General features: G+C 68.4%; 19 protein-coding genes. 14 read left to right on the top strand and 5 right to left on the bottom strand.

Annotation, left to right across the window (positions count from 1 at the left end; translation table 11 throughout):
• Positions 1–40: 40 nt before the first annotated feature.
• Positions 41–514 (bottom strand): DUF4190 domain-containing protein, encoded by a 474-nt coding sequence (locus IU448_RS14090; RefSeq protein WP_195055950.1) that lies wholly within the window; start codon positions 512–514, stop codon positions 41–43.
• Positions 515–773: 259 nt separating this feature from the next.
• Positions 774–1553, bottom strand: coding sequence for a pirin family protein (locus IU448_RS14085; protein WP_195055949.1), 780 nt, complete (start codon positions 1551–1553; stop codon positions 774–776).
• Between the two features lie 195 nt (positions 1554–1748).
• Between IU448_RS14085 and IU448_RS14080 the strand changes: the two genes are divergently transcribed.
• The 5 genes from IU448_RS14080 to IU448_RS14060 all read left to right on the top strand — a co-directional run bounded on the left by IU448_RS14080 (position 1749) and on the right by IU448_RS14060 (position 6276).
• Positions 1749–2249 (top strand): NUDIX hydrolase, encoded by a 501-nt coding sequence (locus tag IU448_RS14080; RefSeq protein WP_195055948.1) that lies wholly within the window; start codon positions 1749–1751, stop codon positions 2247–2249.
• Positions 2250–2298: 49 nt separating this feature from the next.
• A complete protein-coding gene (locus tag IU448_RS14075; RefSeq protein ID WP_416383009.1) occupies positions 2299–3666 on the top strand; it encodes a hypothetical protein in 1368 nt (455 codons plus the stop codon).
• Positions 3667–3961: 295 nt separating this feature from the next.
• Positions 3962–4714 (top strand): LamB/YcsF family protein, encoded by a 753-nt coding sequence (locus IU448_RS14070; RefSeq protein WP_195055947.1) that lies wholly within the window; start codon positions 3962–3964, stop codon positions 4712–4714.
• Positions 4715–4780: 66 nt separating this feature from the next.
• Positions 4781–5419, top strand: a complete 639-nt coding sequence (locus tag IU448_RS14065; protein ID WP_195056317.1) for a 5-oxoprolinase subunit B family protein — start codon at positions 4781–4783, stop codon at positions 5417–5419.
• Positions 5416–6276, top strand: coding sequence for a biotin-dependent carboxyltransferase family protein (locus IU448_RS14060; protein WP_195055946.1), 861 nt, complete (start codon positions 5416–5418; stop codon positions 6274–6276). Before IU448_RS14065 ends, IU448_RS14060 begins: the two co-directional genes overlap by 4 nt.
• An 8-nt stretch (positions 6277–6284) precedes the next feature.
• On the opposite strand, the gene IU448_RS14055 is transcribed toward IU448_RS14060, so the two are convergent.
• Positions 6285–7859, bottom strand: a complete 1575-nt coding sequence (locus IU448_RS14055) for a DUF4185 domain-containing protein (protein ID WP_195056316.1) — start codon at positions 7857–7859, stop codon at positions 6285–6287.
• Between the two features lie 309 nt (positions 7860–8168).
• Between IU448_RS14055 and IU448_RS14050 the strand changes: the two genes are divergently transcribed.
• Positions 8169–8993, top strand: coding sequence for a hypothetical protein (locus IU448_RS14050; protein ID WP_195055945.1), 825 nt, complete (start codon positions 8169–8171; stop codon positions 8991–8993).
• A 9-nt stretch (positions 8994–9002) separates the two neighbouring features.
• Here the strand turns inward: IU448_RS14050 and IU448_RS14045 are convergent, their stop codons facing one another.
• Complete coding sequence (locus IU448_RS14045) at positions 9003–10463, bottom strand: CCA tRNA nucleotidyltransferase (protein WP_280458305.1); 1461 nt, start codon at positions 10461–10463, stop codon at positions 9003–9005.
• A 170-nt stretch (positions 10464–10633) separates the two neighbouring features.
• Between IU448_RS14045 and IU448_RS14040 the strand changes: the two genes are divergently transcribed.
• The 8 genes from IU448_RS14040 to IU448_RS14005 all read left to right on the top strand — a co-directional run bounded on the left by IU448_RS14040 (position 10634) and on the right by IU448_RS14005 (position 23665).
• Positions 10634–11170 carry an NUDIX hydrolase gene (locus tag IU448_RS14040; protein ID WP_195055944.1) on the top strand — a complete coding sequence of 179 codons (537 nt, stop codon included), beginning with the start codon at positions 10634–10636 and terminating at the stop codon, positions 11168–11170.
• On the top strand, positions 11167–13776 hold the full coding sequence (locus tag IU448_RS14035) for a DUF6049 family protein (protein ID WP_228812692.1): 2610 nt from the start codon (positions 11167–11169) through the stop codon (positions 13774–13776). The genes IU448_RS14040 and IU448_RS14035 overlap by 4 nt, the downstream gene beginning before the upstream one ends.
• Before the next feature lie 1172 nt (positions 13777–14948).
• The gene (locus IU448_RS14030; protein WP_416383008.1) at positions 14949–18887 is read left to right on the top strand and encodes a lipid II flippase MurJ; all 3939 of its coding nucleotides are present in this window, start codon (positions 14949–14951) and stop codon (positions 18885–18887) included.
• 224 nt (positions 18888–19111) lie between these two features.
• Entirely contained in the window at positions 19112–19732 is a 621-nt protein-coding gene (sigM, locus tag IU448_RS14025) for an RNA polymerase sigma factor SigM (RefSeq protein ID WP_195055942.1), read from the top strand.
• 129 nt (positions 19733–19861) lie between these two features.
• Positions 19862–20707 (top strand): hypothetical protein, encoded by an 846-nt coding sequence (locus tag IU448_RS14020; RefSeq protein ID WP_195055941.1) that lies wholly within the window; start codon positions 19862–19864, stop codon positions 20705–20707.
• 172 nt (positions 20708–20879) lie between these two features.
• Positions 20880–21869 carry a thioredoxin-disulfide reductase gene (gene trxB / locus IU448_RS14015; RefSeq protein WP_195055940.1) on the top strand — a complete coding sequence of 330 codons (990 nt, stop codon included), beginning with the start codon at positions 20880–20882 and terminating at the stop codon, positions 21867–21869.
• Positions 21870–21963: 94 nt separating this feature from the next.
• Complete coding sequence (trxA, locus tag IU448_RS14010) at positions 21964–22296, top strand: thioredoxin (RefSeq protein WP_195055939.1); 333 nt, start codon at positions 21964–21966, stop codon at positions 22294–22296.
• A gap of 175 nt (positions 22297–22471) precedes the next feature.
• Positions 22472–23665, top strand: a complete 1194-nt coding sequence (locus IU448_RS14005; protein WP_195055938.1) for an N-acetylmuramoyl-L-alanine amidase — start codon at positions 22472–22474, stop codon at positions 23663–23665.
• A gap of 21 nt (positions 23666–23686) precedes the next feature.
• Here the strand turns inward: IU448_RS14005 and IU448_RS14000 are convergent, their stop codons facing one another.
• Positions 23687–24412 (bottom strand): GNAT family N-acetyltransferase, encoded by a 726-nt coding sequence (locus tag IU448_RS14000; RefSeq protein ID WP_195055937.1) that lies wholly within the window; start codon positions 24410–24412, stop codon positions 23687–23689.
• Between the last annotated feature and the right edge of the window lie 6 nt (positions 24413–24418).

Below are 24418 nucleotides of genomic sequence, written 5' to 3'. Positions count from 1 at the left end.
CCGGCGGCGGGCCGGGGCGATCTGCGAGCGGCCGGACCGTTCAGTTCGTCGGCACGGGGGGTTGCATCGTCACCCCGAACTGGTCTTCGAGTCGCTGGTTGAACTGATCCTCGCACTGGGCGATCTGCTGCTGGTCACCACCGGCGCGCGATACGCAGTCGGTGAAATCCTTGCCGCCCGAATCCTCCCAGAAGTTCCAGAAGAACACGCCGAACACGATCGCCGCGACAATCGCCACCGCGCCCAGGATCAGGCCGATCACCGCCATTACGCCGCCACCCCCGGTGCCTCGGCGGACCTTCACCGCGGCGATCGCGCCGAGGACGACGGCGAGGAGCCCGAACAGGATGCCGCCGACGATGGTGCAGAAACTGATCGCGGCCAGGATGCCGCAGACCAGGGCGGCAATCGCCAGGCCCTTGCTCTTGGGTGATTCCTGCCAATACTGGGGTTGCTGCCCGGACCCCGGATACGGTTCCGGCGCGGGATATCCCGGGGGCGGTGGATAGGTCATCGTTCCTCCTCGGCTGGCGGTCACGACCACAGCGGTGTCGTTGCAACGGCACCGCGGAGTTCGCCTCACCATTGTCGACGGTATCGGTGGCCGCGGCGAGTTCCGTGCCCCGTTCGGCGCGGCCGTGCGGTCGCAGACCCGATCGAACGGCGGCGGCGTGTACGGCGGTCAGCGCGAACAGTGCGTGGTCATCTCACGCGGGTCGTCGGCGCGGACACCCCGCGTGAGCGCGTTCGGCAGCGACCGGACGACGCCCGGCTCATCCGGCACCGAGGCGGGCGTGCATCTCCCAGATCAGCACTTCCGCCGGCTCGGCGGCAGTGAGCCGCCGGCCTCCGGAATGGGTGAGACGCACGGCGTCACCGGTGTCCAGACGGCCGGCACCCTCCAATTCCACTGCGCCACGCGCCACGAAAACATGCAGGTAGGGCGCTTCCGGCAGGTCGGCACTGCGTTCGGCGGCCGGGGAAAGCTTCGCCACATGCAGCGCGGAATGACGGCTGTTGATGGCGATCGCGGTGCGCTCGCGGTAGCGCGGTAGGCCCGAGGCCACGGTGACCAGGCCGCCCCTGGCCAGTTCGGCGTCGATCTCGAGTTGCTGATATCCCGGTTCGATACCGGGTTCGTCGGGCAGCACCCACATCTGCACGAAATGCACGGGTTGCTCGTGCTCGGCCCGGCCCGGATCGACTCGCCAGGAATCGTTCTTCTCCGAATGCCGGATCCCGGTACCGGCGCTCATCCGCTGGGCGAGACCCGGATAGATGACACCGCTGTGTCCCAGCGAATCCTGATGGACCAGCGAACCCTCCAGCACCCAGGTCACGATCTCCATATCCCGGTGCGGATGTGTGTCGAAGCCCTGACCGGGCAGGACGATATCGTCGTTGTTCACCATCAGCAGGCCGTGATGGGTGTTCTCGGGGTCGTAATGCTCGCCGAAGGAGAACGAGTGTCTGGAATCGAGCCAGGATATCCGCGTCTTCATCCGGTCGCCGCCGCGATGGACGTCGATATGCGAGGTGGGCGGTGTGGACATCACACGCCTCCTTTCCGGCCTCGGGCACAATTACTTCTTCCGCAGGGACACCCCGAACCCCACTTCGTCGATCGTCCGCTCTCGGCATTTTACGCGAACGACCTCGGGGTGAACGGCCGGTGAGCAGCGGCGGACGGTAATGGCGGTGCGGCATGTGGTCGTCGAAAATGGATATACCGGACCGGGAGGTGAACGATGCGACCCGAAGCACTCGCACGGATCGAGCAGCGGCTTCGTGCCGGTGCGCGGCGCGACGGTGTCACCGATCTGGTGGTGGGTGTCGCGGTGTTCCGCAACGGCAAGCTTCTGGTGGTCCGGCGGGTGCCGGGCGCCGATCTCGGCGGAATGTACGAACTGCCGGGCGGAGGAGTGGAGCACGGGGAAACTCTCACCGAGAGCGCGGTGCGCGAACTCTTCGAGGAAACCGGGCTGGTGGCGCATTCCATCACCGAATTTCTCGGCTGGTTCGACTACGCCACCCGGACGAAACCGAAGGTGCGCAAATTCAGTTTCCTGGCCGAAGCCGAGCCCGGTGAGGTAACCCTGGAACCCGACGAACACGATGCCTATGCCTGGATCGATGCCGACGCACTGGGCACGCTTCCCATGGCCCCGGATATGCGCGAAGCCGTGGACCTGCTGATCACCGAGGAGTGCGGCCCGGCCGGAATACGTTCGGGCCCGCCGAACAGGTAGCGTCGCGGCCGTGTCCACCGCCGCGCCCGAACCTGCCGCACCGGACCGGGTGGCCGATACGGGCGAGCGCAAATACGAACTGAAGACGATCCGCGCCGCGGTCCGGGCGAGCCCCGGCGCCCTGCGGCTTACCCTGGTGCGGTTCACCAGCCAGTTCGGCGACGGGATGTTCCAGGCCGCGCTGTCCGGTGCGATCCTTTTCAATCCGGAACGCGAAACCGACCCGCTCGCCGTCGCGGCCGGTTTCGCGGTGCTGCTGCTGCCGTATTCGGTGATCGGGCCCTACGCGGGCGCCCTGCTGGACCGGTGGGATCGGCGAGCGGTGCTGCTGGTGGCCAATATCGTGCGGGGGCTGGTGATCGTCGCGGTAACGCTCGGACTGCTGGCCGGAGTCGGTGCGAGTCCGCTGCTGCTGTTGGCCTTGGCGGTGGTCGGGATCAGCCGGTTCACCGCGGCCGGTGTCTCCGCGGCGCTGCCCCGGGTGCTGGCGCAGCAGTGGCTGGTGCCGGCCAACTCGGTTCTGGCGACCGCGGGTTCGGCCTGCGCGGCGGCGGGGGCGGCCGCGGCGGTGGCCGTTATCGGACTGATCGGGGCCGGCGATACCGGCTCGGCGGTAGCGGTCGCGGTGAGCGCGACCGGTTCGGTGGCCGGTGTGCTGCTCGCCGCCGGGTTCCGGCCGCGTGTCCTCGGGCCGGAGACACGGCCCGGCCGGACGGTGAGTGCGGTGCGGGCCGTGCTCACCGGACTGCTGGTGGGGGCGCGGGCGGTACGCGGTTCGGTGGACGTATCGACCGCGATGATCGGAATCGGCGCCCACCGGATCGTTTTCGGCGCCAATACGCTGATCATGGTGCTGGTGCTGCGGGAATCGCCGGCCGGTACGACCTCGGCCGAGGGCGGGCTCATCGGTTTCGGTGTTGCGATCAGCGCCACCGCCGCCGGAATGCTGCTCGCCGCACTGCTGGCCCCGTTCCTGATTCCCCGGCTGGGCCGGGCGCGCACGGTGCTGCTGGGACTGTCCTGCGCGATCGTCGTGCAACTCGCCCTGGTGTTGCCCACCGCCCTGGCCGATTCCGCGGACGCCACCCGCCGCGCGCACCAACTGCTGCTCGCCGGCGCATTCCTGTTCGGCCTGGCCGGCCAGATCATCAAACTCACCGGTGACGCGGCCATGCAGATGGATATCGCCGACGACCACCGCGGACAGGTGTTCGCCCTGCAGGACACGGTCTTCAATATCGCGTTCGTGCTGGCGGTCGCGCTGACGGCGGTGGCCGTCCCGGCGGACGGCAGATCGCTCGCGGTGATCGTGGCCGGGGCGGGGTGCTATGGGGCGGGCATCGTCGCGCTGTTGTTGAACAACCGGCGCGATAAACGCAGGCGTGCGGACTCCGCGGCAGTCGGCGCTCAGGGCTGACCGGTTGCGAATCTGCCCTGGAACATTTCACGAGCGGCTCATCGGCCGGTGGCACACCTGGAATCCGGACAGTGCGTGGTATTCGGGTCGAGGGTTCGGCTTCACGACATTGCGGCCGTTCTCGCCGATTCACCGGTGCACCGGGAACGGCGCGGTGATCACCGGCGGCCACGCGCGGTTCGAAATACAAGAGTGCTTTTCGCCTCGCCATGCGGATTCGGCCCACGAGCACGACGGTCGCGGGTGTCGCGTGCCCGCCGGGCGGGAACAATGGGGGCAGGCGGAAGGAGGACCGGTGGGACTCGATCTGAACAGCGACCTCGGCGAAGGGTTCGGGGCCTGGAGTATGGGCGACGATGCCGCCATGCTGGACATCGTCACCAGCGCGAATATCGCCTGCGGATTCCATGCCGGCGACCCTTCGATCATGCGCCGCACGTGTTCGCTCGCGGTGGAGAAGGGTGTGCGGATCGGAGCGCATATCGGTTACCGGGATCTGGCGGGGTTCGGCCGGCGGGCCCTGGCCGTCGCCCCGGCGGAGCTGCGGGACGAAACGCTCTACCAGATCGCCGCGCTGGACGGTTTCGCGCGGGCGGCAGGGGACCGGGTACGTCATGTGAAACCGCACGGGGCGCTCTACCATGCCGCGGCGGCGCAGCCGGCCCTCGCTGATGCCGTCGTCGCCGCGCTGCGCGAATACGATTCGGCCCTGGTGCTGCTCGGTCCCGCGGGGACCCACCTGCAGGAATCGGCCGCGCTCGCGGGTATCCGGTTCGTGAGCGAGGGATTCGCCGATCGCGCCTACACCGCGACGGGCGGGCTGGCGCCGCGCGACACCCCCGGTGCGGTACTGGACGCGGAGATGGCACTCGCCCAGGCCGTGACGCTGGCGGAAACCGGGACCGCGCGGGTCGCGGGCGGCGGCACTGTCACGGTCTCGCCCGACAGTATCTGCGTGCACGGCGATAGCCCGGCCGCAGTCGAGATGGCGCGGCGGATCCGGGCCACTCTCGAAGACGCGGGGATCGCGGTAGCGTCGTTCACCTGAACAAGCGGGAGCGAGGTGAGTGAACTGTCACGGCCCCTGCGAAGCCGGGACGAGGCGGGTCCGGTACTGCGTCCCGCCGGCGATCGGGCGTTCCTGTGTACCCCGGTCCCGGATCGGGTCGCCGAGTTGGCCGCGGAACTGCGCCACCGGTCGCTGCCAGGTGTCGTCGATCTACTTCCCGCGGCGGAAACCGTTCTGGTCACCCTGGATTCACCGGCGTCGGCCGCGCGGCTGCGGCCGGAGATCGAACGGCTGATCGCCGCGGTGAACGAGACCGTTCCCGGCAATGTTTCCCGTGGAACATTGCCGCGCGGCGAACCCGTACGGATTCCGGTCCACTATGACGGACCGGACCTGCCCGAGGTGGCCGGTGCGCTCGGCTTACGTTCCGACGAGATCGTCGCGGCGCACACCGGCACGGTGTGGCGGTGTGCCTTCGTCGGCTTCGCGCCGGGCTTCGGGTATCTGGAGTCACCGGACGACCGGCTCGCTGTGGCCCGGCGGTCCACCCCGCGCACCCGGATTCCGGCAGGTTCGGTGGCGCTGGCCGGCGGTTATTCGGCCGTGTACCCCAGGGAAAGTCCCGGGGGCTGGCAGCTCATCGGCCGTACCGACCTGGCCGTATGGGATACCGAACGCGACCCGCCCGCGTTGATCCGGGCCGGCGGGCTCGTCCGGTTCGTCGATGCGGCGGCCTTTCGATGATCGTGATCGAGGAAACCGGGCCGGCCGCCACCGTCCAGGATCTGGGCCGTCCCGGATGGTTCGATTCGGGGGTGGGGCCGGCCGGAGCGGCCGACCGCGGGGCGCTACGGCTGGCCAACCGGCTGGTGGGGAACCCGGAAAACGCGGCAGGCATCGAGGTTCTGCTCGGGGGACTGGTTTTGCGGGCCGAGAAGCCGACGCTGGCCGCGGTCACCGGGGCGCCGGCGCCGGCGACCGTCGACGGAACTCCGGTCGGTCATACGAGCGTGCTGTACCTGGATACGGGGCAGATCCTCAGGCTGGGTTTCGCGCCGGCCGGGCTGCGCAGTTATCTAGGGGTGCGCGGCGGCATCGATATCGCGCCGGTCCTGGGTTCACGCAGTTATGACACACTCTCCGGTATCGGACCGCCGCCCTTGCGCGCCGGGACCCGGCTGCCCACCGGTCCACCGCCGCGGAACTGGCCGAACATCGATCAGGCACCGCAACCCGCGCCACCGGATCTCCTGGAGATCCGGGCCCTGCTCGGCCCACGGGACGACTGGTTCACCGACCCCGGTGCCCTGTTCAGCGGTTATTGGACGGTCGGCCAGGACACCGACCGCGTCGGCGCACGCCTGGACCGGGCCGCCGGTCCACCACTGCGCCGGGCCGTCACGGCGGAACTGCGAACCGAGGGGGTGGCACTCGGTTCGGTGCAGGTCCCACCCGGCGGGCAGCCGGTGATCTTTCTCGCAGATCACCCGATCACGGGGGGTTACCCGGTGATCGCGGTGGTCCTCGACGCCGATATCGATCTCCTTGCGCAGGCCCGGCCGGGTCAGCGGATACGGTTCCGCCGCGCCGGGCCGGCCTGAGCGGTGGATCAGTCCGGCGGAGTCAGGCGGGCGTGCATCAGGTACACGTTGTAGGAATCCCACTCCGAGAGCGTGAAATACAGATCGCGGGCGGTGGACCAGGGATGGATGAAACCGCCGTACGCCTTGGGGTAGTCGGCGGTGGACACCAGTGGCACCGGCTCGGTCCACAACCCCTGCGGCTGGGCGGCGGTGCGCAGGACGATCGCGCCGCGCGCGGAATCCAGATACGACATCTGCCACTGCCCCGATTCGGTATCGAACCGCACCGAGAGCTCGCTGGCGATACCGGGCACCAGCGGAGTGGCCAGATTCTCCGAGGCCGGCGCCCAGGTGCCGTTCACCCAGTACTGGTACGCGGTTTTGTTCAGGACCTGGTCGCTGGGCACCCGGGCCAGTCCGATCACGCCGATCCGGCCGTTGGGTGTACCGAACATGTACACGTAGTCGCCGTGCGGGACCATCGCCGCAACCTGGAACCGGCCCAGACCGAACAGGTTCTCCCATCGGGCGTGCTGATCTTTGACCCAGGTACTGCCGTTGTCGTCGGAGTAGGCGATACCGCCGTAGTTCGTCCACCACAGCCCCGGTATCCGGCTCCAGCGATTCACCGACATATAGCTCAGATACTGGCGGTCACCGAGGGCGAAACCCGAGGTGGGGATGGTGGTGGTCTCCCAGTTCTTGATTTTGCGGCTGCCCAGCAGTTCGGCGGCGTGACAGCGGCTGTCCTGAACCATGGTGTCCAGGCGCAACCCGTCGGCAAGGTCGCGGTCGGTGCTGTAGGCCAGGATATTGCTGCGCCAATCCGCATCCGCACCGCCGGCGCCGCCGGGCACCCAGCCCGCGCCGAAGGTATCACCGAACACCACCGCGACCTCGCCGGGTTTCGTCTCCCACATCAAACCCAGATCGGTGCCGTCGACCTGCCAGCGCATATCGGTCCGGTTCGGCGAACCGTGCCCGGTCACCTGCTCGACCAAGCGCACCGACTCCACCCGGGGCAGCGGCGCCGGACTCGCGACGGGACCGGGTTCGGCCGGATGCACGACCGGCGGCGGCGCGGGTTGCGGTGGATCGCCCGGTCCGCCGGGCACCGGGATCGGGATGGGCTCGATCTCCGGTTTGAACTGAATCCGCGGCAGTTTCACCGGATCACCGGAACCGGAACCACTGCCCGAACTGCTGCCGGTGGCCGAACCGCTACCGGAACCGGTGCCGGGCGGCGCGGGCGGGGTGAGCCCGTCGTTGTCCTTGCCGTCGTCCGATGGTTCCGGCTCCGGGGTGTCGCGGATATCCGGGCACGGGTTACGGCACGGGTCCACGGGTAGCGGCTCCGGGACGATCCGGGTGTTGTCGTGCGGTGGGTCGGGCACGGGCACCGGGGTGAACTGCGGTACCGGGATCGGGATATCGATCTGCGGGGGCACCTGGACCGGCGGGGGCGGCGGCGCGGCGGGGTCGGGCGCGCGGTCGAGCGGATCGAATCCGACCTCACCGCATTCGTTCACCGGCGGCGGGGCCCATGGATGGGGTACCGCCTGCGCGGGCGCCGGTATACCCAGATAACCCGTAAGTACCAATCCGAGGAATACGAGCCGGCAACGACCCGGCCGGAAACCCCACACCACCTCGGTCAACAGCTCACTGTCTCCTGTCGAGTCCCGTTGTCGCAGTGAACCTACCCGAGCCTCGCCGCCATCGCGCCCATTCGAGACCGGACGCACCGGTGTCCGGCGGATATGTTCCGCGTGCTCTGTCATCACTGCATCGGGTGACTGCCGTTGCGCACCGGAGTCGGATGGCACGGATTCCCAGTCCCTCCGGCACACCGGCGCGGCCTGTTACGTATGGTGGCGGGCCGGTCCGGGCCAGTACCCTCGGAAGTGATCATGGCGGCACATCCGGACCCTCCGTCGGCTTCCCCGTTCTCCCCACTGTGGGCGGTCGACCTCGGCAGACGACTGTTCGAGCCGTCCCGGCTGGAGCAGTGGATCAGCTATACCACCGGCTGGGTGGAACCCATGGCCGACCTCGGCGCCGGCACCGTCACCGCCCTGCTGCCCGATACCGTGCTCACCGTGCTCAGCGAGGGGATTCTGAGCCGGTTCGGCGGCCGGGAGATCAGCGCGACCGTGCTCGATCATCACCTCACCGGCACCCTCGACGTGCTGAAAGTGCGCCGCCGCGGCGCACATTTCCAGACCAAGGCAGTACTGCGTGACCTGCTCTGGGACGGCCTGGTGCTCGACGAGGTCACCGTGATCGCGCACGAGGTGCGGCTGGTACCGGGCGTGCCGACGCGAATGCGCTCGGCCCGGGTCGATATCGACGGCACCGTCACCTCGGCGGCATTGCTCGATCGGTTCGCCGGCCACGCCCGCGATTGGGAACTGTCCGTAACCGGGCAGGGAATCGTCCGTGCGGTCCACCGGCGCCGGCGGATCAGCGCCGAACTGGACGCGTCCATCACCGACGACGTCCTCGAACTCGACGTCCACCGCGCGACCTGGTTCGGTATGCCCGTACCCCCGCGCTGGCGGACCACCGAACCGATCCGGATACCGGAACTACCGAGCGGGGCCCGGGTGCGACGCGCGGTCCGCGACGGCGAACTGGTCCGCTTCCGGATCGAAGTGGCACCGGTCAGCGGATCGTTCGACCTGGCCCAGATCCGATCGGCCATCGTGGCCGGCACCACCCTGATCGTGTTCTGACCGGCCGGTTCACTGCTGCGACTGCCACCACTGCCGCAGGGCTTCCTCGGCTTCGTCGCGGGTCAGCGGACCGCGATCGAGCCGCAACTCCTTCAGATGACGCCACGCGCGGCCCACCTCGGGCCCCGGCGGCAGCCCCAGCAACTCCATGATCGCGTTACCGTCCAGATCCGGCCGGACCCGCGCCAGATCTTCTTGTTCCTGTAGACGGGCGATCCGCGCCTCGAGATCGTCATAGGTGGCGCGCAGTGCGGCGGCACGACGCTTGTTACGAGTCGTGCAATCGGCGCGCACCAGCTTGTGCAGCCGCGGCAACAGGTCCCCGGCGTCGGTGACATAGCGGCGAACCGCGGAATCGGTCCACTGGCCTTTTCCGTAGCCGTGGAACCGCAGATGCAGGAACACCAGCCGCGCCACATCCTCGGTGAACTGCTTCGGATACTTCAGTGCCCGCATCCGCTTCCGCACCATTTTGGCGCCCACTACCTCATGGTGGTGGAAGCTGACCCCGCCCCCGGGTTCGTTGCGTTTGGTATCCGGTTTGCCGATATCGTGCAGCAGGGCGGCCCAACGCAATACCAGGTCGGGATCGCCTTCTTCCTGGTCGATCGCCTGTTCCAGCACGGTCAGCGAATGCCAGTAGACATCCTTGTGCTGATGATGTTCATCGATCTCCAGCTTCATCGCCGGCACCTCGGGCAGCACCCGCTGCGCCAGCCCGGTCTCACACATCATGTTGATGCCGTCGATCGGATAGGCGCCGCCGATCAGCTTGTCCAGCTCGGTTCGTACCCGCTCCGCGGTGATCCGTTCGATCTCCGGCGCCATCTCGGTGATCGCATCCCGTACCCGCGGATGCGCGGTGAAACCCAGTTGAGAAACGAAACGGGCCGCACGCAGCATCCGCAGCGGATCATCGTTGAACGAATCAGCGGGCGCGGCCGGAGTATCCAATACCCCCGCCAGCAGCGCCTCCATCCCGTTCAACGGGTCCACGAATTCCAGTGCACCGTCGGCCGCGATCTTCACCGCCATCGCGTTCACGGTGAAATCCCGGCGGACGAGATCGCCTTCCAAATCGTCGCCGAAACTGACCTGTGGATTCCGCGAAACCCGGTCATAGGCGTCACTACGGAACGTGGTGATCTCCAACTGCTGGCCGCTCTTGGCCGCGCTGACGGTCCCGAATGCGAGCCCCCCGGTATCCCACAGCTGATCCGCCCAGCCGTCCAGCAGTTGCTGTACCTGCTCGGGCCGCGCGTCGGTGGTGAAATCCAGATCGGTGCCGAGCCGCCCCAGAACCGCGTCCCGCACACTGCCGCCCACCAAATACAGGTGGAAACCCCGTGCGGCGAACATTTCCCCCAGCGGTGTCAGCACATCGGAAAGCCGGCCCAGCGTGACCGCCGCCGCCGCCAGCAAACGAGTACGGCGATCCAGCACTGCATCCTCGGACTCCGTCGAAACCACAGCAGAACCTTACTGTGTTCATCGGCGCGCCTTCGGCGCGCGGGGTTCGGCCCCTCCCTTGGCGTTGTGCGGGGGCCGGGCCCTCGATCGGGCGGAAAGCATAAGCCGAAGGGGCCGAAACCCCGCGCCGCCGGAGGCGGCGCAAAAAGATACTGCTCTAGTATTGCGTAGTGTCTCCGGCCGATCGCGCGAACAGTCGACGCCGCCAGCCCCGGCGCCGGGGTTCGGCCGGTGGTGCGGCCAAACCGCGTATGCGCACGGTGCGTGAGACCTCGGCGGGGGGATTGGTTGTCGACGGACTCGACGGGCCGCCCGATAAGCGATGCGCCGCCCTGATCGGCCGGACGGACCGCCGGGGACGGCTGCTATGGTCGCTGCCCAAAGGACATATCGAAGAAGGCGAAACCTCGGAACAGACGGCTATTCGCGAGGTCGCCGAAGAAACCGGTATTCAGGGCGTGGTGGTCGCCGAATTGGGCAGTATCGATTACTGGTTCGTCACCGAGGGGCGGCGGGTACACAAGACAGTGCACCATTTTCTGCTGCGTTCGGTCGGTGGCGAACTATCCGACGCGGATGTGGAGGTCACCCAGGTGGACTGGGTGCCGTTGAGCGAATTGAACTCCAGGCTCGCCTACGCCGACGAGCGCAGGCTGGCCGAGGTGGCGAACCGCCTGATCGACCGGATGGAGACCGGTAAGCGATGACGCGTCGACCGAGTCGGATCATCTTCGTGATCCTGACCATCCTCGGCGCGGTGACGGCGCTGTCCGCGCTGCCCGTGACCGCCGCCTACGCGCAGCCGACCGGGTCGGCCGAGGATACCGCTGCGCCGCAGTTCCTGAAACTGTCGCTGGATTCGGTGAGCCCGGGCACGGTGACCACCACGAGCGAACCGCTGCTGACGGTGACCGGAACAGTCACCAATATCGGTGACCGCGGCGTGGACGCCGTGACGGTGCGGGTGCAGCGGTCGCGGGCGATCGCCGATCCCAGCGAACTGCGCACCACTTTGAAACTGGATCAGGCCAGCTACGACTATCCGACCCCGTTCCAGGACATCGCGGTACGGCTGGAGCCGGGCCAGCGCCAGCAGTTCACGTTGTCGGTACCGCTGCGCGACGGCTCCGGGGAGTCGTTGAACATCACCGAACCGGGTGTCTACCCGCTGCTGCTGAATGTCAACGGGACCCCGGACTACGGCGGCCAGGCGCGGTTGGACGATGCCCGTTTCCTGCTGCCGGTGCTCGGCCTGCCCGCGGCCGCGGACGGTAGCGCCCCGCCGCTGCCCGCGCCGGCCAATCCGCCGGTATCGACGACGCTGCTGTGGCCGCTGGCCGACCGGCCGCGCATGGTGGCCGGCCAGCCCGGCGATCCGGACCGGACCGTGGAGCTGACCGACGACGAACTTGCGGCGTCGCTGAGCCGCGGTGGCCGGTTGGACGAACTGGTCGGGGCGCTGGAAACGGTCGTCGGCGACGACCGCTCGGCCGGCGGCCCGGCTTCGGCGATATGCCTGGCCGTCGACCCGGACCTACTGCTCACGGTGCAGGCGATGACCGAGGACTACCGGGTGCTGGCCAGCCCGTCGGATCCCGAAGGAGCGACACGACCGGGGACGGGCACCGAGGCCGCGAAGCAGTGGCTGGACCGGGTACGTGCGCTGGCCTCCTCGATGTGCACGGTGGCGTTGCCGTTCGCGCAGGTCGATATTTCCGCATTGGCGGTGGCGAACGATCCGGCTCTCACCGCCCGGGCGCTGGGGGCTCCCGCGCAGATCGTCGATTCGATCCTGAACACCAGGTCGGTGCGGGGGGTGAGCCTGCCCGATGCCAGCAGTCTCGACCCGCCCGCGGCGCAACTGCTGAAAGCACAGGGTTTCGATACCGCGGTGCTCGCGGGGAACGCGGTCGCGCCGGAGGGCGGGGCCGGTGACCCGTACGCTCCGGTGCCGGATGTGGTGCGGTTGCCAGGTATCGCGGGAGCCGCACCGGCCCCCGCCCCCGGCGAGGCGGCCGAACAACAGGCCGTCCCCGCCGGTGGCCCCGTACCGGCCGAGGGTCGGCCCGCGACGCCCGGTGCCGCGGCACCGCCGAATCATGCGGGTAGTGGGGGCACCTCGACGGCTGATCCCGCACTGCGGGTAGCCACCTTCGATATCTGGCCGGCGGCGGCGCTGGCCGGTATCGGCTCCAATCCGCCGACTCCGGCCTACGTCCCCGAATCGGCCCGCTATCCGGTGACCAACGATTCGCGCAGCGCACGTCTGCAGGACGCGCTGGGTGCGGTGTCCTGGCAGGCGTTGCACGCCGATCCGGGCCGGCCACGCTCCCAGCTGATCATGCCGCCACAGCAGTGGGGCGCCAACCGCGACGAAGCGATCGCGTTGTTGCGCCAGCTCGAACTGCTGGTGGACAGCAGACTGGCGGTTCCGCGGCCGTTCGGCGATCTGGTCGGGCAGGCGCCGGACCCGGCGCCTTATCAACTGGCCCCGCTCCCGGACGCCGCCCTGGAGGCGGTCCCCGGGCATTTCGCAATACCGGCCCGCGATCAGTCGCACCGGTTGTCCCAGCTGCTGCAGGCCATGGTGGAGGTGCCCGAAACCCAGCCGACCCCGCGCGGCTATCTGGACCCGTTACGTGACGATCTGGTGCGCGCGTTGTCATTGTCGGACCGGCGCGGCGGCCCCACCGGGCAAGCCGAGGTCTTCGCGCAGCGGCGGATCGAAAAGACCACCGCGGCGGTGGACGAGATCTACCGGTCGGTGACCGTGCTGCCCCCGGGCGGGGTGTACACGCTGGCCTCCGAGTCGAGTCCGTTGCTGCTGGTGGCACGCAATGATCTGCCCATTTCGATGCGGATCCGCTTCCGGATCGACGCGCCGCCGGAAACCAAGATCACCGATATCGGCGAACAGCTGCTCCCACCCCGCGGGACCCGTTCCTTCCAGATCCCGACCGAGGTCAGCGACAGCCGCAACCTCGTCGTACCGATATCGCTGAGTACGCCCGAGGGAATACCGCTCGGCCATGCCACCTCGATCTCGGTGCGCTCGAACGCCTACGGGCAGATTCTTGCCATCATTACCGCTTGCGCCGCGGCGTTGTTGTTCCTGCTCGCCGGCCGCCGCCTGTGGAAGCGCTTCCACGGCGAACGCGATCCGGCCGACAAGGGCGTGGACCCGGGGGTCCGGCGGCGGGTGATCCGGCTGGGCCGGGCCCGGCGGCGCAAATCCGGCCACGCCGAGTTCCAGGTGAGCGACGAAGCGCGGGAAACCGGTCACCGCTCGGCACACCGCAGGGAGCGGGTGTAATCCCGGCTCTCGATGTCCCGGATCGGACGTGCGCGGGCCGACCTGGGGAGATGACCGGCACGGGCGTCCCATGGAAGATTGGAGGGGTGCGCGCATCGGCGCTCCTGGTCCGTCCGGGACGCCGGTGCGCGGCCGGATACGGCCCGCCGCCCGCACCGTACAGTTCGTTGCGCGCAACAGTGGCGGCGAAGTGTTCGGCACGACACAGGGGACAACCGGCAAGCGGGGGTCCGGGCGATACAGGAGGCATGATGAGCGACGATGAATCCTCCGCTCATCGGCAACAGCCCGGTAGACAGCCCGACGGTCCACGCGGCCGGCGGGCCCCCAGTGCACCGTGGGAGCGGGTGTCTCCGGCTCCCGGATCGGGGCCGGAGATGACCGGCAACCCGCGCGATACCGACCGCGAATCCTTCCGCGAGCCGCCACCGCAGCTGCGCCGGACCGAGCGGCCGGTCGATCCGGCACCGCGGCCAGGACCCTCCGGCCGGCGCCCGGCCGGGCCGGGCCCGCACCCGGGGGAGGATCGGTATGCCGCGAATCGACAGCGCCCTCCCGCGCCCGACAGCCGTACCCCCGCGCCCGACGGCCGCAATCCCGCCCCCGGCCGGCCACAGAATCCGCCGTCCGGCGCGCGACCTGCCGTAGCGCCCCAGAACCCGCCCCCTGGCGTCCGGCGCCCGTTACCACCCGCGAATCCGCGTCCCGGCGGCCGGCCCGGTATGCCGCCCCTGGATCCGCCGTCCGGCGCCCGCCCCGCGGTGGGACCCGACCAGCGCCCGGCCGCCCCGCCTCCGGCCCCACACCCGCCGGCGGCGCCGCCCGCGAATCGACCCGCCGCGTTCCGATCTTCCGTACCGCCGCCGGCCGGGCGTCCGCAGCCCGGTCCCGCCCGGCCGCACGATGCGCAACCCGATGCCGACCACCGGCGGCCCCCACGTCCCCCCGCGCCCCCGGTGCAGCCGCGGCCGGAGCCCGCAAGCCCTCCGAACGAGCCGGCTTCCGAACCTTTCCCAGCCCAGCGGATGCGGCCCATCCAGCAGGATCGAACTCCCGAACGGCCACCGCGTCCGGCCGATCGGCGCAACCCCGCGCACGGGCAGAATCCGGCGGCTCCCGGTCCGCAGCGGCAGCCGAACCGGCCGGCGCCATCGGCACCGCCGCCCGGGAACCTGCGCCCGCAGACCCCACCGCGCCGGCAGGCACCGCCGTCACAACCGCTACCGCAGGTCGCGACTACGGTCGAACCGCAGCGCGCTGCACCCACGCGAGTCCCGCCGGCTGCCGGTGACCGTCCTCGCACCGGCCCGCTGCCCGCGGTCGCCGTGGCCGACCCGCCCGAAGCGGCCGATACCGGGGACAAACCCGACAACAGTCAGTCAAGGCTGCTGAAGGACTCCGGTTCGATCGCGATCGCCACCCTGATCAGCCGCATCACCGGATTCGGTAAACAGCTGCTGCTGCTCGCGGTCCTCGGCCCGGCCATCGCCAGTTCGTTCACCTCGGCCAGCCTGATTCCGAACATGATCGCCGAACTGGTGCTCGGCGCCGTGCTCACCGCCATCGTGGTGCCCACGCTGGTCCGGGCCGAACAGGAGGATCCCGACCGGGGTGCCGCGTTCATCCGGCGGCTCGTCACCGCCGCCGCCGTCATCCTCGGTACCGCGGCGGTCCTGGCGACCGCGGCGGCTCCGGTTCTGGCGACCCATGTTTTCGTCTCCGCGGACGGCAAGGTCAATACATCGCTCACCACGGCACTGACCTTCCTGCTGGTCCCGGCCGTGCTGTTCTACGGGCTGTCGGCCCTGTTCACCGCCATCCTCAACACCCGGGGTGCGTTCAAACCGGGCGCGTGGGCGCCGGTCCTCAACAACGTGCTGGTGCTGGTGGTGCTCGGGCTCTACGCGCTGACACCCGGGGAGATCACCCTCGATCCGGTCCGGATGAGCGATCCGAAACTGCTCGTCCTCGGCTGTGGCGTAACTCTGGGCGTGATCGTGCAGGCGGTCAGCCTGCTGCCGGCCATCCGCCGCCAGGGCATCGATCTGCGGCCGCTGTGGGGATTGGACAACCGCCTCAAACAGTTCGGCACCATGGCCGCGGCGATCATCCTCTACGTGCTGATCAGCCAGATCGGCGGGATTTTCGCGAACAACATCTCCTCACACGCCGATGAGGCCGGCCCCGCGATCTACCAGAACGCGTGGCTGTTGCTGCAGCTGCCGTACGGCGTTATCGGCGTCACCCTGCTCACCGCGATCATGCCCCGGCTCAGCCGCAATGCCGCCAACGACGACACCCCGGCCGTGGTCGACGACCTGTCGGCGGCCACCAGGCTGACCATGATCGCGCTGATCCCGATCGTCACCTTCCTGACCTTGGCGGGCCCCCAGGTCGGCGATGCGCTGTTCGGGTACGCGCGCTTCGCCGAGGACGCCTCCCGGCTCGGTACGGCGGTCAGTTTCTCGGCGTTCACGCTGATTCCGTACTCGCTCGTACTGATTCATCTGCGGGTGTTCTACGCACGCGAACAGGCGTGGACGCCGACCTGGATCATCCTCGGGATCACCGCCGTCAAGATCCTGTTCTCGGCGCTGGCCCCGTTCATCGCCGACAGCAGCGACCAGGTGGTGATCGTGCTCGGTATCGCCACCGGTCTCGGTTTCACCACCGGTGCGGTGATCGGTGGCTGGCTGTTGCACCGCAGCCTGGGCGATCTGCGGATGGCCAATGTGGGACGTACGGTCAGCCGGGTGCTGCTGTCCTCGCTGGCCGGCGGTGCCGTCATGCTCATCGCCGACCGGGTGATGGGTCTGGACCGGCTCACCGAATCGCTCGGCGGTCCGGGTTCGTTCATCCGGGTCGGGATCACCGCGATCGTGATGTTCGCGGTGGCGTTCGGGCTGATGCGCCTGGCCGGGATCCCCGAGGTCGTGGCCATCACGGTCGCGATTTCGCGGCGGCTCGGTATCACCCCGCCGGCGCCGCCGCTGGATCTCGACGAACCCGTCGAGGACGAGCACACCACGCGGATCCTGCGCCGGCCCGACCCGTATCTCGCGTACTCCGGCTTCGATTCGGCCATGGACGCACAGAGCACAATGGTGCTACCGGTGATCCGGCCGGACTCGGTTGATCGCACCGTACCCGGCCAGTTCCCGTACCCTGTTCGGCAGACCGGCACAAGTGATAGACCCGCCGAGTTTGCGGCATACCAGGGCGAAGGAGGTCCGAGGGTGAGCGACGACGCGGTGGGCAAGGTCCCAGCCGCCGATCCTGCGCGGAATCCGGCGAGCGGACGCTTGTCCACCGATGTTCCCCCGGAGCAGTCGGAGCCGGGTGAGGCGCGCACCCAGCGTGCGGATACCGGTTCCACCGAATCCGCCCGCCCGCCCGAGCAGGCACCGGACAGCGGACCCCGATACGACGACGCGGCCACCGGGCAGCCGGACGATGCCGAGCATTTGTCGGAGGAGCACGTCCAGCGCACCGGGGCCACGGTATCGGCCACCGACCCGGTCTACGACACCGGGATGATCGCCGTACCACCGATGACGCAGGCGAGCCGGGTGCAGCGCGGGCCCAAACTCATCGCCGGCGCTTCGGTCGCCGGCGGGCGATATCGGCTGCTCGCCGACCACGGCGGCGCGCGCGGCCTGAAGTTCTGGCAGGCGCTCGATATCAAGCTGGACCGGGAAGTGGCGCTGACTTTCGTCGACGCGGATCAGCGGGCGGCAAGCGATTCGGGCCAGGACGGCCCGCAGGCAATCCTGTCCCGCACGCTGCGCCTGGGCCGTATCAATTCCCCGGGTCTGGCGCGCGTACTCGATGTGGTGCGCGGCAGTTCCGGTGGCATCGTGGTGGCCGAATGGACGCCCGGACGCTCGCTGCGCGAAATGGCCGAGACCGTTCCGTCCCCGATCGGTGCCGCGCGCGCCATCCGGGTGCTGGCCTCGGCCACCGAAATGGCGCACCGCAGTGGCGGCGCGCTGTCGATCGACCATCCGGACCGCATCCGCATCAGCGCGAACGGTGACGCGGTACTCGCCTTCCCCGGCACCCTCGGCGATGCCGACCCGCAGAGCGACGTGCGCGGCCTGGGCGCGATGCTCTACGCACTCATCACTGCACGGTGGCCGCTGCGGACCGGCGGTGTCAGTGGCAGCGCCGCCGCGGTGGGCGGGCTGCGCCTGGCAGATTTCGGTCCGGACGGCACTCCGGTGGAACCACGCCAGATCCGGCCCGAGGTTCCCTTCGAGATCTCCGCGGTGGCGGTTCGCTCACTGGAACCGAACACGGGGGTCCGCACCGCCGCCACCATCCAGCACGTGCTGGAACAGGCCTCGGTGGTCGACCAGAAGACCGATTTCATCCCGGTACTGCGGTTGGGGCAGCGCGCCCCGGCCCCGGCCGACGAATCGCTGGCCGATCCGGAACTGCTGGCCGCCGAACGCGAGAAATCGCAGCGGATGATGTGGATCATGGTGGCCCTGGGGATTCTGACCGCGCTCGTGGTCGGCATCGTCATCTGGTGGCTGGTGAGCGTTTTCGCGCCGGGGGATTCCAGTGAACCGCTCAACGAGCAGCGGGCGATCGGTTTGACGACGAGCCGCGCACCGGAGGAATCGCCGAGCTCGGCGGCCCCGTCGAGCACGCCCGCCGCGGCCGCCGGCGTACCGGTGCCGATTTCGGGGATCACCGTGTTCTCCCCGGAGGGCACCCCCGACGACCCCGACGGCGCCGCCGCCGCGATGGACGGCGATCCGGCCACCACGTGGAGCACCGACCAGTACTTCCAGCAGTTCCCGGCGTTGAAACAGGGGGTCGGACTGTTGGCGACACTGCCGAGCCCGGCGAACCTCACCAAGGTCACCATCACCTCGCCCACCCCCGGGACCTCGGTCGAGATCCGGACCTCGCCCACCGAAACACCCACCCTGGATCAGACACAGCTCGCCGGTACCGCGGTGCTCGGTGACGGGGTCACGGAGGTGCCGGTGCAAACCGATCAGGCCGCTCGCTATGTTCTGATCTGGGTCACCGGGCTCGGTAATTCCGGGGCCCAGTTCCAGAGCTCGATCGCCGAGCTGGGTTTCGAGTCAAAGCCCTGACCTGCTGTTTCGACCAGTCGTGCGGGTATCCGGAGGGTACGGATCCGGTTGCCGCGCAATAGCGGCCGGGATATGATCACGATCCGCGCTCCCAGGAGGGAGCCGGTGGGATCAGGGGTTCGGTCCCGCTCGCTGAGTACACGCAGTAATCACCACCGGCCGGTTGGCGCCGCGCCGAAGCTGTCGTGGGCGGTTGTCCAAGGGGTTGGCTATTGTCGTCCGAATTGAATGCGGGGGTTCGCGGGGGGACGGCGCCGTCTACTGGGGCGGGAACGCGAGAAGCCGGTTTCGACAGCACCTCGGACTCCGAATTACTGCGGGCGCACGCCGCCGGTGCGCCGTATGCCTTCGCCGAACTGATCCGCCGGCACAACGACCATCTGTGGCAGACCGCCGCGCGTGTCTGCTACACCCCCGAGGATGCCGCCGATTCGCTCCAGGAAGCCTTGCTGTCGGCCCATCGCAATGCCGGATCCTTCCGGGGGGAATCAGGGGTTCGTACCTGGCTGCACCGCATCGTCGTCAATGCCTGTCTGGACCGTATCCGGCGCAATCGCGCCCAGCGGGCCGTGGTCCTACCGCCGGATGTCTGGCCCGAAATATCCGACCACGCCGACGAATACAGCCGGATCGATATCTCCATCGTGCTCGAACGCGCACTGTTCGCACTGCCACCGGATCAGCGCGCGGCGGTGGTGGCCGTGGACGTCGAGGGGTACAGCGTCGCCGACGCGGCCGATCTGCTCGGTGTTCCGGTGGGCACGATCAAGAGCCGATGCGCACGCGCCCGGCAACGCCTCAAGGCCGAATTGGATTCGCTGAACGGAGAGGGGAACCGGATGTGAACCCGACACGTCCAATCCAGTGACACGTTTTCCCTCCCGAACAGTATGTACTCACCGGGAGCGCAACCGCAGACCCAGAAATCGATACCCGAGCCAGATGGACGCAGCAGCATTGGAGGTGCGAAGGTCATGAGCCCCGTTCCGCAACCTCCATTCCCCGCGGAGCTGCTCGCGGATCTGCACGCCGGAAATATCGACCCCGAACTCGAGGCCCGGCTGTGGCCCGCGGTCCGGCAGGATCCGGACGCCCGGCGCTATCTCGAATCGCTCGATGCGGTACGTAGGTCTCTCACCGGCCTCGCCGAGTCCGATCGGGTGGTCCGCCCGATGCCGGCCGATATCGCGGCCCGGCTGGCAGGGTTCGCCGAATCCCTCGGGAGCGAAACGGCCCACCAGGACGGTGCCGATTCCGCCGATACGGTGGAGGCGACCGTGCCGCTCGGCGATATCCCGGCACCGGCGTTCACCGTAGGACCCGGCGCTGCGAACGCCCGCCGATCGACTCCGGCGGCAGAGTGCGACGATGAAGGGCCGATATCCCTGGACGCCTATCGGCGGCGCCGGCGGCTCGCCGCCGCGCTGGCCGCCGCCGCGGCCGTGCTGATCTGCGCCGGTGCTGCGCTGTTCATCGGTATCCGTCCAGACGGCGAAACGATGCCGACCGCCGCGCCCACCGAAACCACGGGTACGGAAACTGGCGCCGCCCTGGATATGGCCGCCGCGCTCCGTGTCCTGGGCCGCCATGATGTTCCCGGCCGGCTGGCGGACCCCGCGGCCCTCACCGCATGCGTCCGGGCTGCAGGAGTGGACCGGCCTGTACTCGGGTCCACCGAGATGAGGTTCCGCGAGCGTGACGACGCAGTGCTGATACTGGTCGGCGGGCGAAACGGCGCGCAGGTCACGGCGCTTGTCGTCGGGCCCGGATGCGGGCCGGGCAACCCGGAGCTACTGGCCCCGATCACAGATATCGGCTGAATTACCTCCGGCTGCGCGCTGTGTGTAGTCACCCGCCGGTCCCTGCGCTGCCCGTCACCGGCCCCCGCATAAGCTCGGGGCCGCGGCCCGGCACAGGCCGCCGCCGGGAACAAAGCCCGTCTACCCTGTTGTTGACCGAAACGTCCCAGTCAGCTTTCTCCGGAAGGGTCCCATGAGCACGCCAGTTCGCGACCTGATCATCGTCGGCTCCGGACCGGCCGGATACACCGCCGCCGTGTACGCCGCCCGCGCCGAACTCGAGCCGCTGGTCTTCGAGGGCACCCAATTCGGCGGCGCCCTGATGACCACCACCGAGGTCGAGAACTTCCCCGGTTTCCGCGATGGAATCATGGGTCCCGATCTGATGGAACAGATGCGGGAGCAGGCCAAACGATTCGGTGCGGAGATCCGCACCGAAGACGTGGACGCGATCGACCTGAGCGGGCCGGTGAAGAAGGTCACCGTCGGCGACGATGTCTACGAGGCGCATGCGGTGATCCTGGCCATGGGATCGGCCGCCCGCTATCTGAACGTCCCCGGTGAACAGGAACTGCTCGGCCGCGGTGTCAGCGCCTGCGCCACCTGCGACGGCTTCTTCTTCAAGGGCCAGGACATCGTGGTTGTCGGCGGCGGCGATTCGGCCATGGAGGAGGCGATCTTCCTCACCAAGTTCGCCTCCAGCGTCACCGTCGTCCACCGGCGTGACGAATTCCGCGCTTCGCGCATCATGCTCGAACGTGCCAAGAACAACGAGAAGATCCGGTTCCGCACCAATGCCGAAGTGACCCAGGTGCACGGCGAGACCAGTGTCACTTCGCTGACCCTGCGCGATACCCGCACCGGGGAAACGGCGGAGTTCGCGGCGACCGGCCTCTTCGTCGCCATCGGGCACGACCCGCGCAGCGAACTCGTCAGCGGCCAGGTGGACCGGAACGCGGAAGGCTATGTCCTGGTGCGTGATCCGGGCACCGAGACCTCGGTCCCCGGTGTCTTCGCCGCGGGTGACCTCGTCGACCACACCTATATGCAGGCCATCACCGCGGCCGGCACCGGCTGCCGGGCCGCCATCGACGCCGAACGCTGGCTCGCCGAAAAGGGCGATATCACCAGCAATACGCTGCCGCACGCCGACCAGCCCGTCGCCGTTTCGACAGCCGATTGAGTCCGCAGGGGCTCACCGGGTGACCGATCCGCGCGATCGGTCACCCGCCCCAGCCCCGGGCGCATCGGCGCCCGGAGAACCAAGGAGAACCGCCATGTCCGAGATCACCAACACGGTCCCCGTCACCGATGCCTCGTTCGCCGATACTGTCCTGCAGAGCGAGAAGCCGGTACTGGTCGATTTCTGGGCCACCTGGTGCGGACCGTGCAAGATGGTCGCCCCCGTGCTGGAGGAGATCGCGGGCTCGCACGCCGACAAGCTCACCGTCGCCAAACTCGATATCGACGCCAACCCCGATACCGCCCGCGATTACCAGGTCATGAGCGTGCCGACTATGATCCTGTTTGCCGGTGGCAAGCCGGTGAAACAGATCGTCGGAGCCAAGGGGAAGGCCGCACTCCTGCGGGAAATCGAAGACGTCATCTGACGTCTCGAATAGGCCATCCGGCGGCCGTCACGCGGCAACGCGCCGTAGTATGCCCTGACCATGATTGTCGAATCCCGGTCCGGGTCTGACAGAATCGACCACGCTCCGTCGTGCGAGGGTGTACGCCGTCGCATGAGTGGGTACCCGGGATTGACGGAAGGAAGGGCCCTCACGCATGCACCGACTTCGTCACGGCGACACCGGTCCAGCCGTAGCAGAGGTTCGGAGCACCCTGGCGAGTCTGGGGTTCCTGCACGCGCACAACGGTGCGCAGACCAATGGTTCGGACGAGTACTGGAAAGACACCGAAGCCACCTTCGATTATCAGCTCGACTCCGCGGTGCGTGCCTTCCAGCAGCACCGCGGACTCCTGGTCGACGGTGAGATCGGTCCCGCGACCTACCGGGCCTTGAAAGAAGCGTCTTATCGGCTGGGTGCCCGCACGCTCATCTACCAGTTGTCGGCGCCGCTGTACGGCGACGATGTCGCCACCCTGCAGCGCCGGCTGCAGGACCTCGGTTTCTATGTACACCGGGTGGACGGTTTCTTCGGCCCCCACACGCACGAGGGCCTGACTTCGTTCCAACGTGAAATCGGCCTGGCCGCCGATGGTATCTGCGGCCCGGACACGCTGCGTTCGCTCGAGCTGCTCGGAGCCCGCGTCACCGGCGGTAATCCGCATCGGATCGCCGAGGAAGAAGTGGTGCATCGTGCCGGTCCGCAGCTGACCGGCAAACGGATCGTCATCGATCCGGGTCTGGGCGGACCCGACCGTGGCCGTGCTGTCCCGACCGAGTTCGGCGATGTGTACGAACAGGAGATCCTGTGGGATCTGGCCAGCCGGTTGGAAGGCCGGATGGCCGCGACCGGGATGGAGACGTTCCTGTCCCGCCCATGGGGAAGTAATCCCACCGATGTGGAACGCGCCGAAACCTCCAATGCCTTCGACGCGGATCTGATGATTTCCCTGCGTTGCGCGTCCAACTCCAGCCCGATGGCCAACGGCGTCGCCGGGTTCTACTTCGGGAATTCACACGGTTCGGTATCGATGATCGGCCAGGTGCTGGCCGGGTTCATTCAACGGGAAGTGGTGGCCCGGACCTCGCTGCAGGACTGCCGGACCCACCCGCGTACCTGGGATCTGCTGCGCCTGACCAAGATGCCGACCGTGCAGGTGGATCTGGGTTATGTCACCAACCAGTACGATGCGTCGGTGCTGGCCGATCCGCGGATGCGCGATGTCATCGCGGAAGCGATCCTGATCTCGGTGAAACGGCTCTACCTGCTGGGCCAAGACGATCAGCCGACCGGCACATACACTTTCGCCGAACTACTGGCCGAGGAACTCGCCGCCGCCGACAGCGGTTAGCGGATTCCCCGGCCGTCGGGCTCAGAGGGTGAGAATCCGGGTCGGCACTGTCATCGACGCCGCGGCCAGCAGCTGGTCGAGGGCCCGTTCGACATCTTCTTTCCAGCCGTGATCGGTATCGAGCTCCAGCCGTAGCCGTGGGAACCGGTGATGCGGTGCCACTATCTCGAATCCGACCTCCTGCAGGAAATCGGCGTCGATCATGCAGTTCTCCGGGCTGCACTCCATTACCGATCGCCGGGCACCGCGCCCGGGAACACCGATTCGTTCCATCAGGCGCATGGTTCCGGTCGGCCGGTCGGAGAGCGCGGTGCTTGCGTGCGCGTCCCGGATACCGAACGCTTCCAAAGCGCGTACACCGCGGCGGACCAGATCGGTGACGACCCCCTGCACCATCCGGTAGGCGATATCACCGTCCAGGTCGGGGTATTCGGTGCCGAGCGTGGTCAGCAGGATGGCATCGGGGCTCACCGGCGAGGTGGGGAAGAGGCCGGCCCGCGGCACCACCCGGGGTGGTGCGTAGAGCGCACAGCCGACGGTCTTGTCATCGATCGTCGCGAGCTGCCCGCACGAACCCCATTCGAGCATGACCGTGGAGATCCAGGCTTCCTTCTCGAATACCGGATCGCTGAATTCGCAGGAGTCCGCGGCTACCGCCGGGTCGATCTCCCAGAACACACACCGGCGAGCATGCGCCGGCAGCCGGCTGATGCTTTCCAGGGTTAATCCTGTGACGCTGGTCGACACCGCTCC

The sequence above is a fragment of the Nocardia flavorosea genome (assembly GCF_015477805.1).
Lineage (GTDB): Bacteria > Actinomycetota > Actinomycetes > Mycobacteriales > Mycobacteriaceae > Nocardia > Nocardia flavorosea_A.
This window is presented reverse-complemented; position numbering and strand designations above follow the sequence as displayed.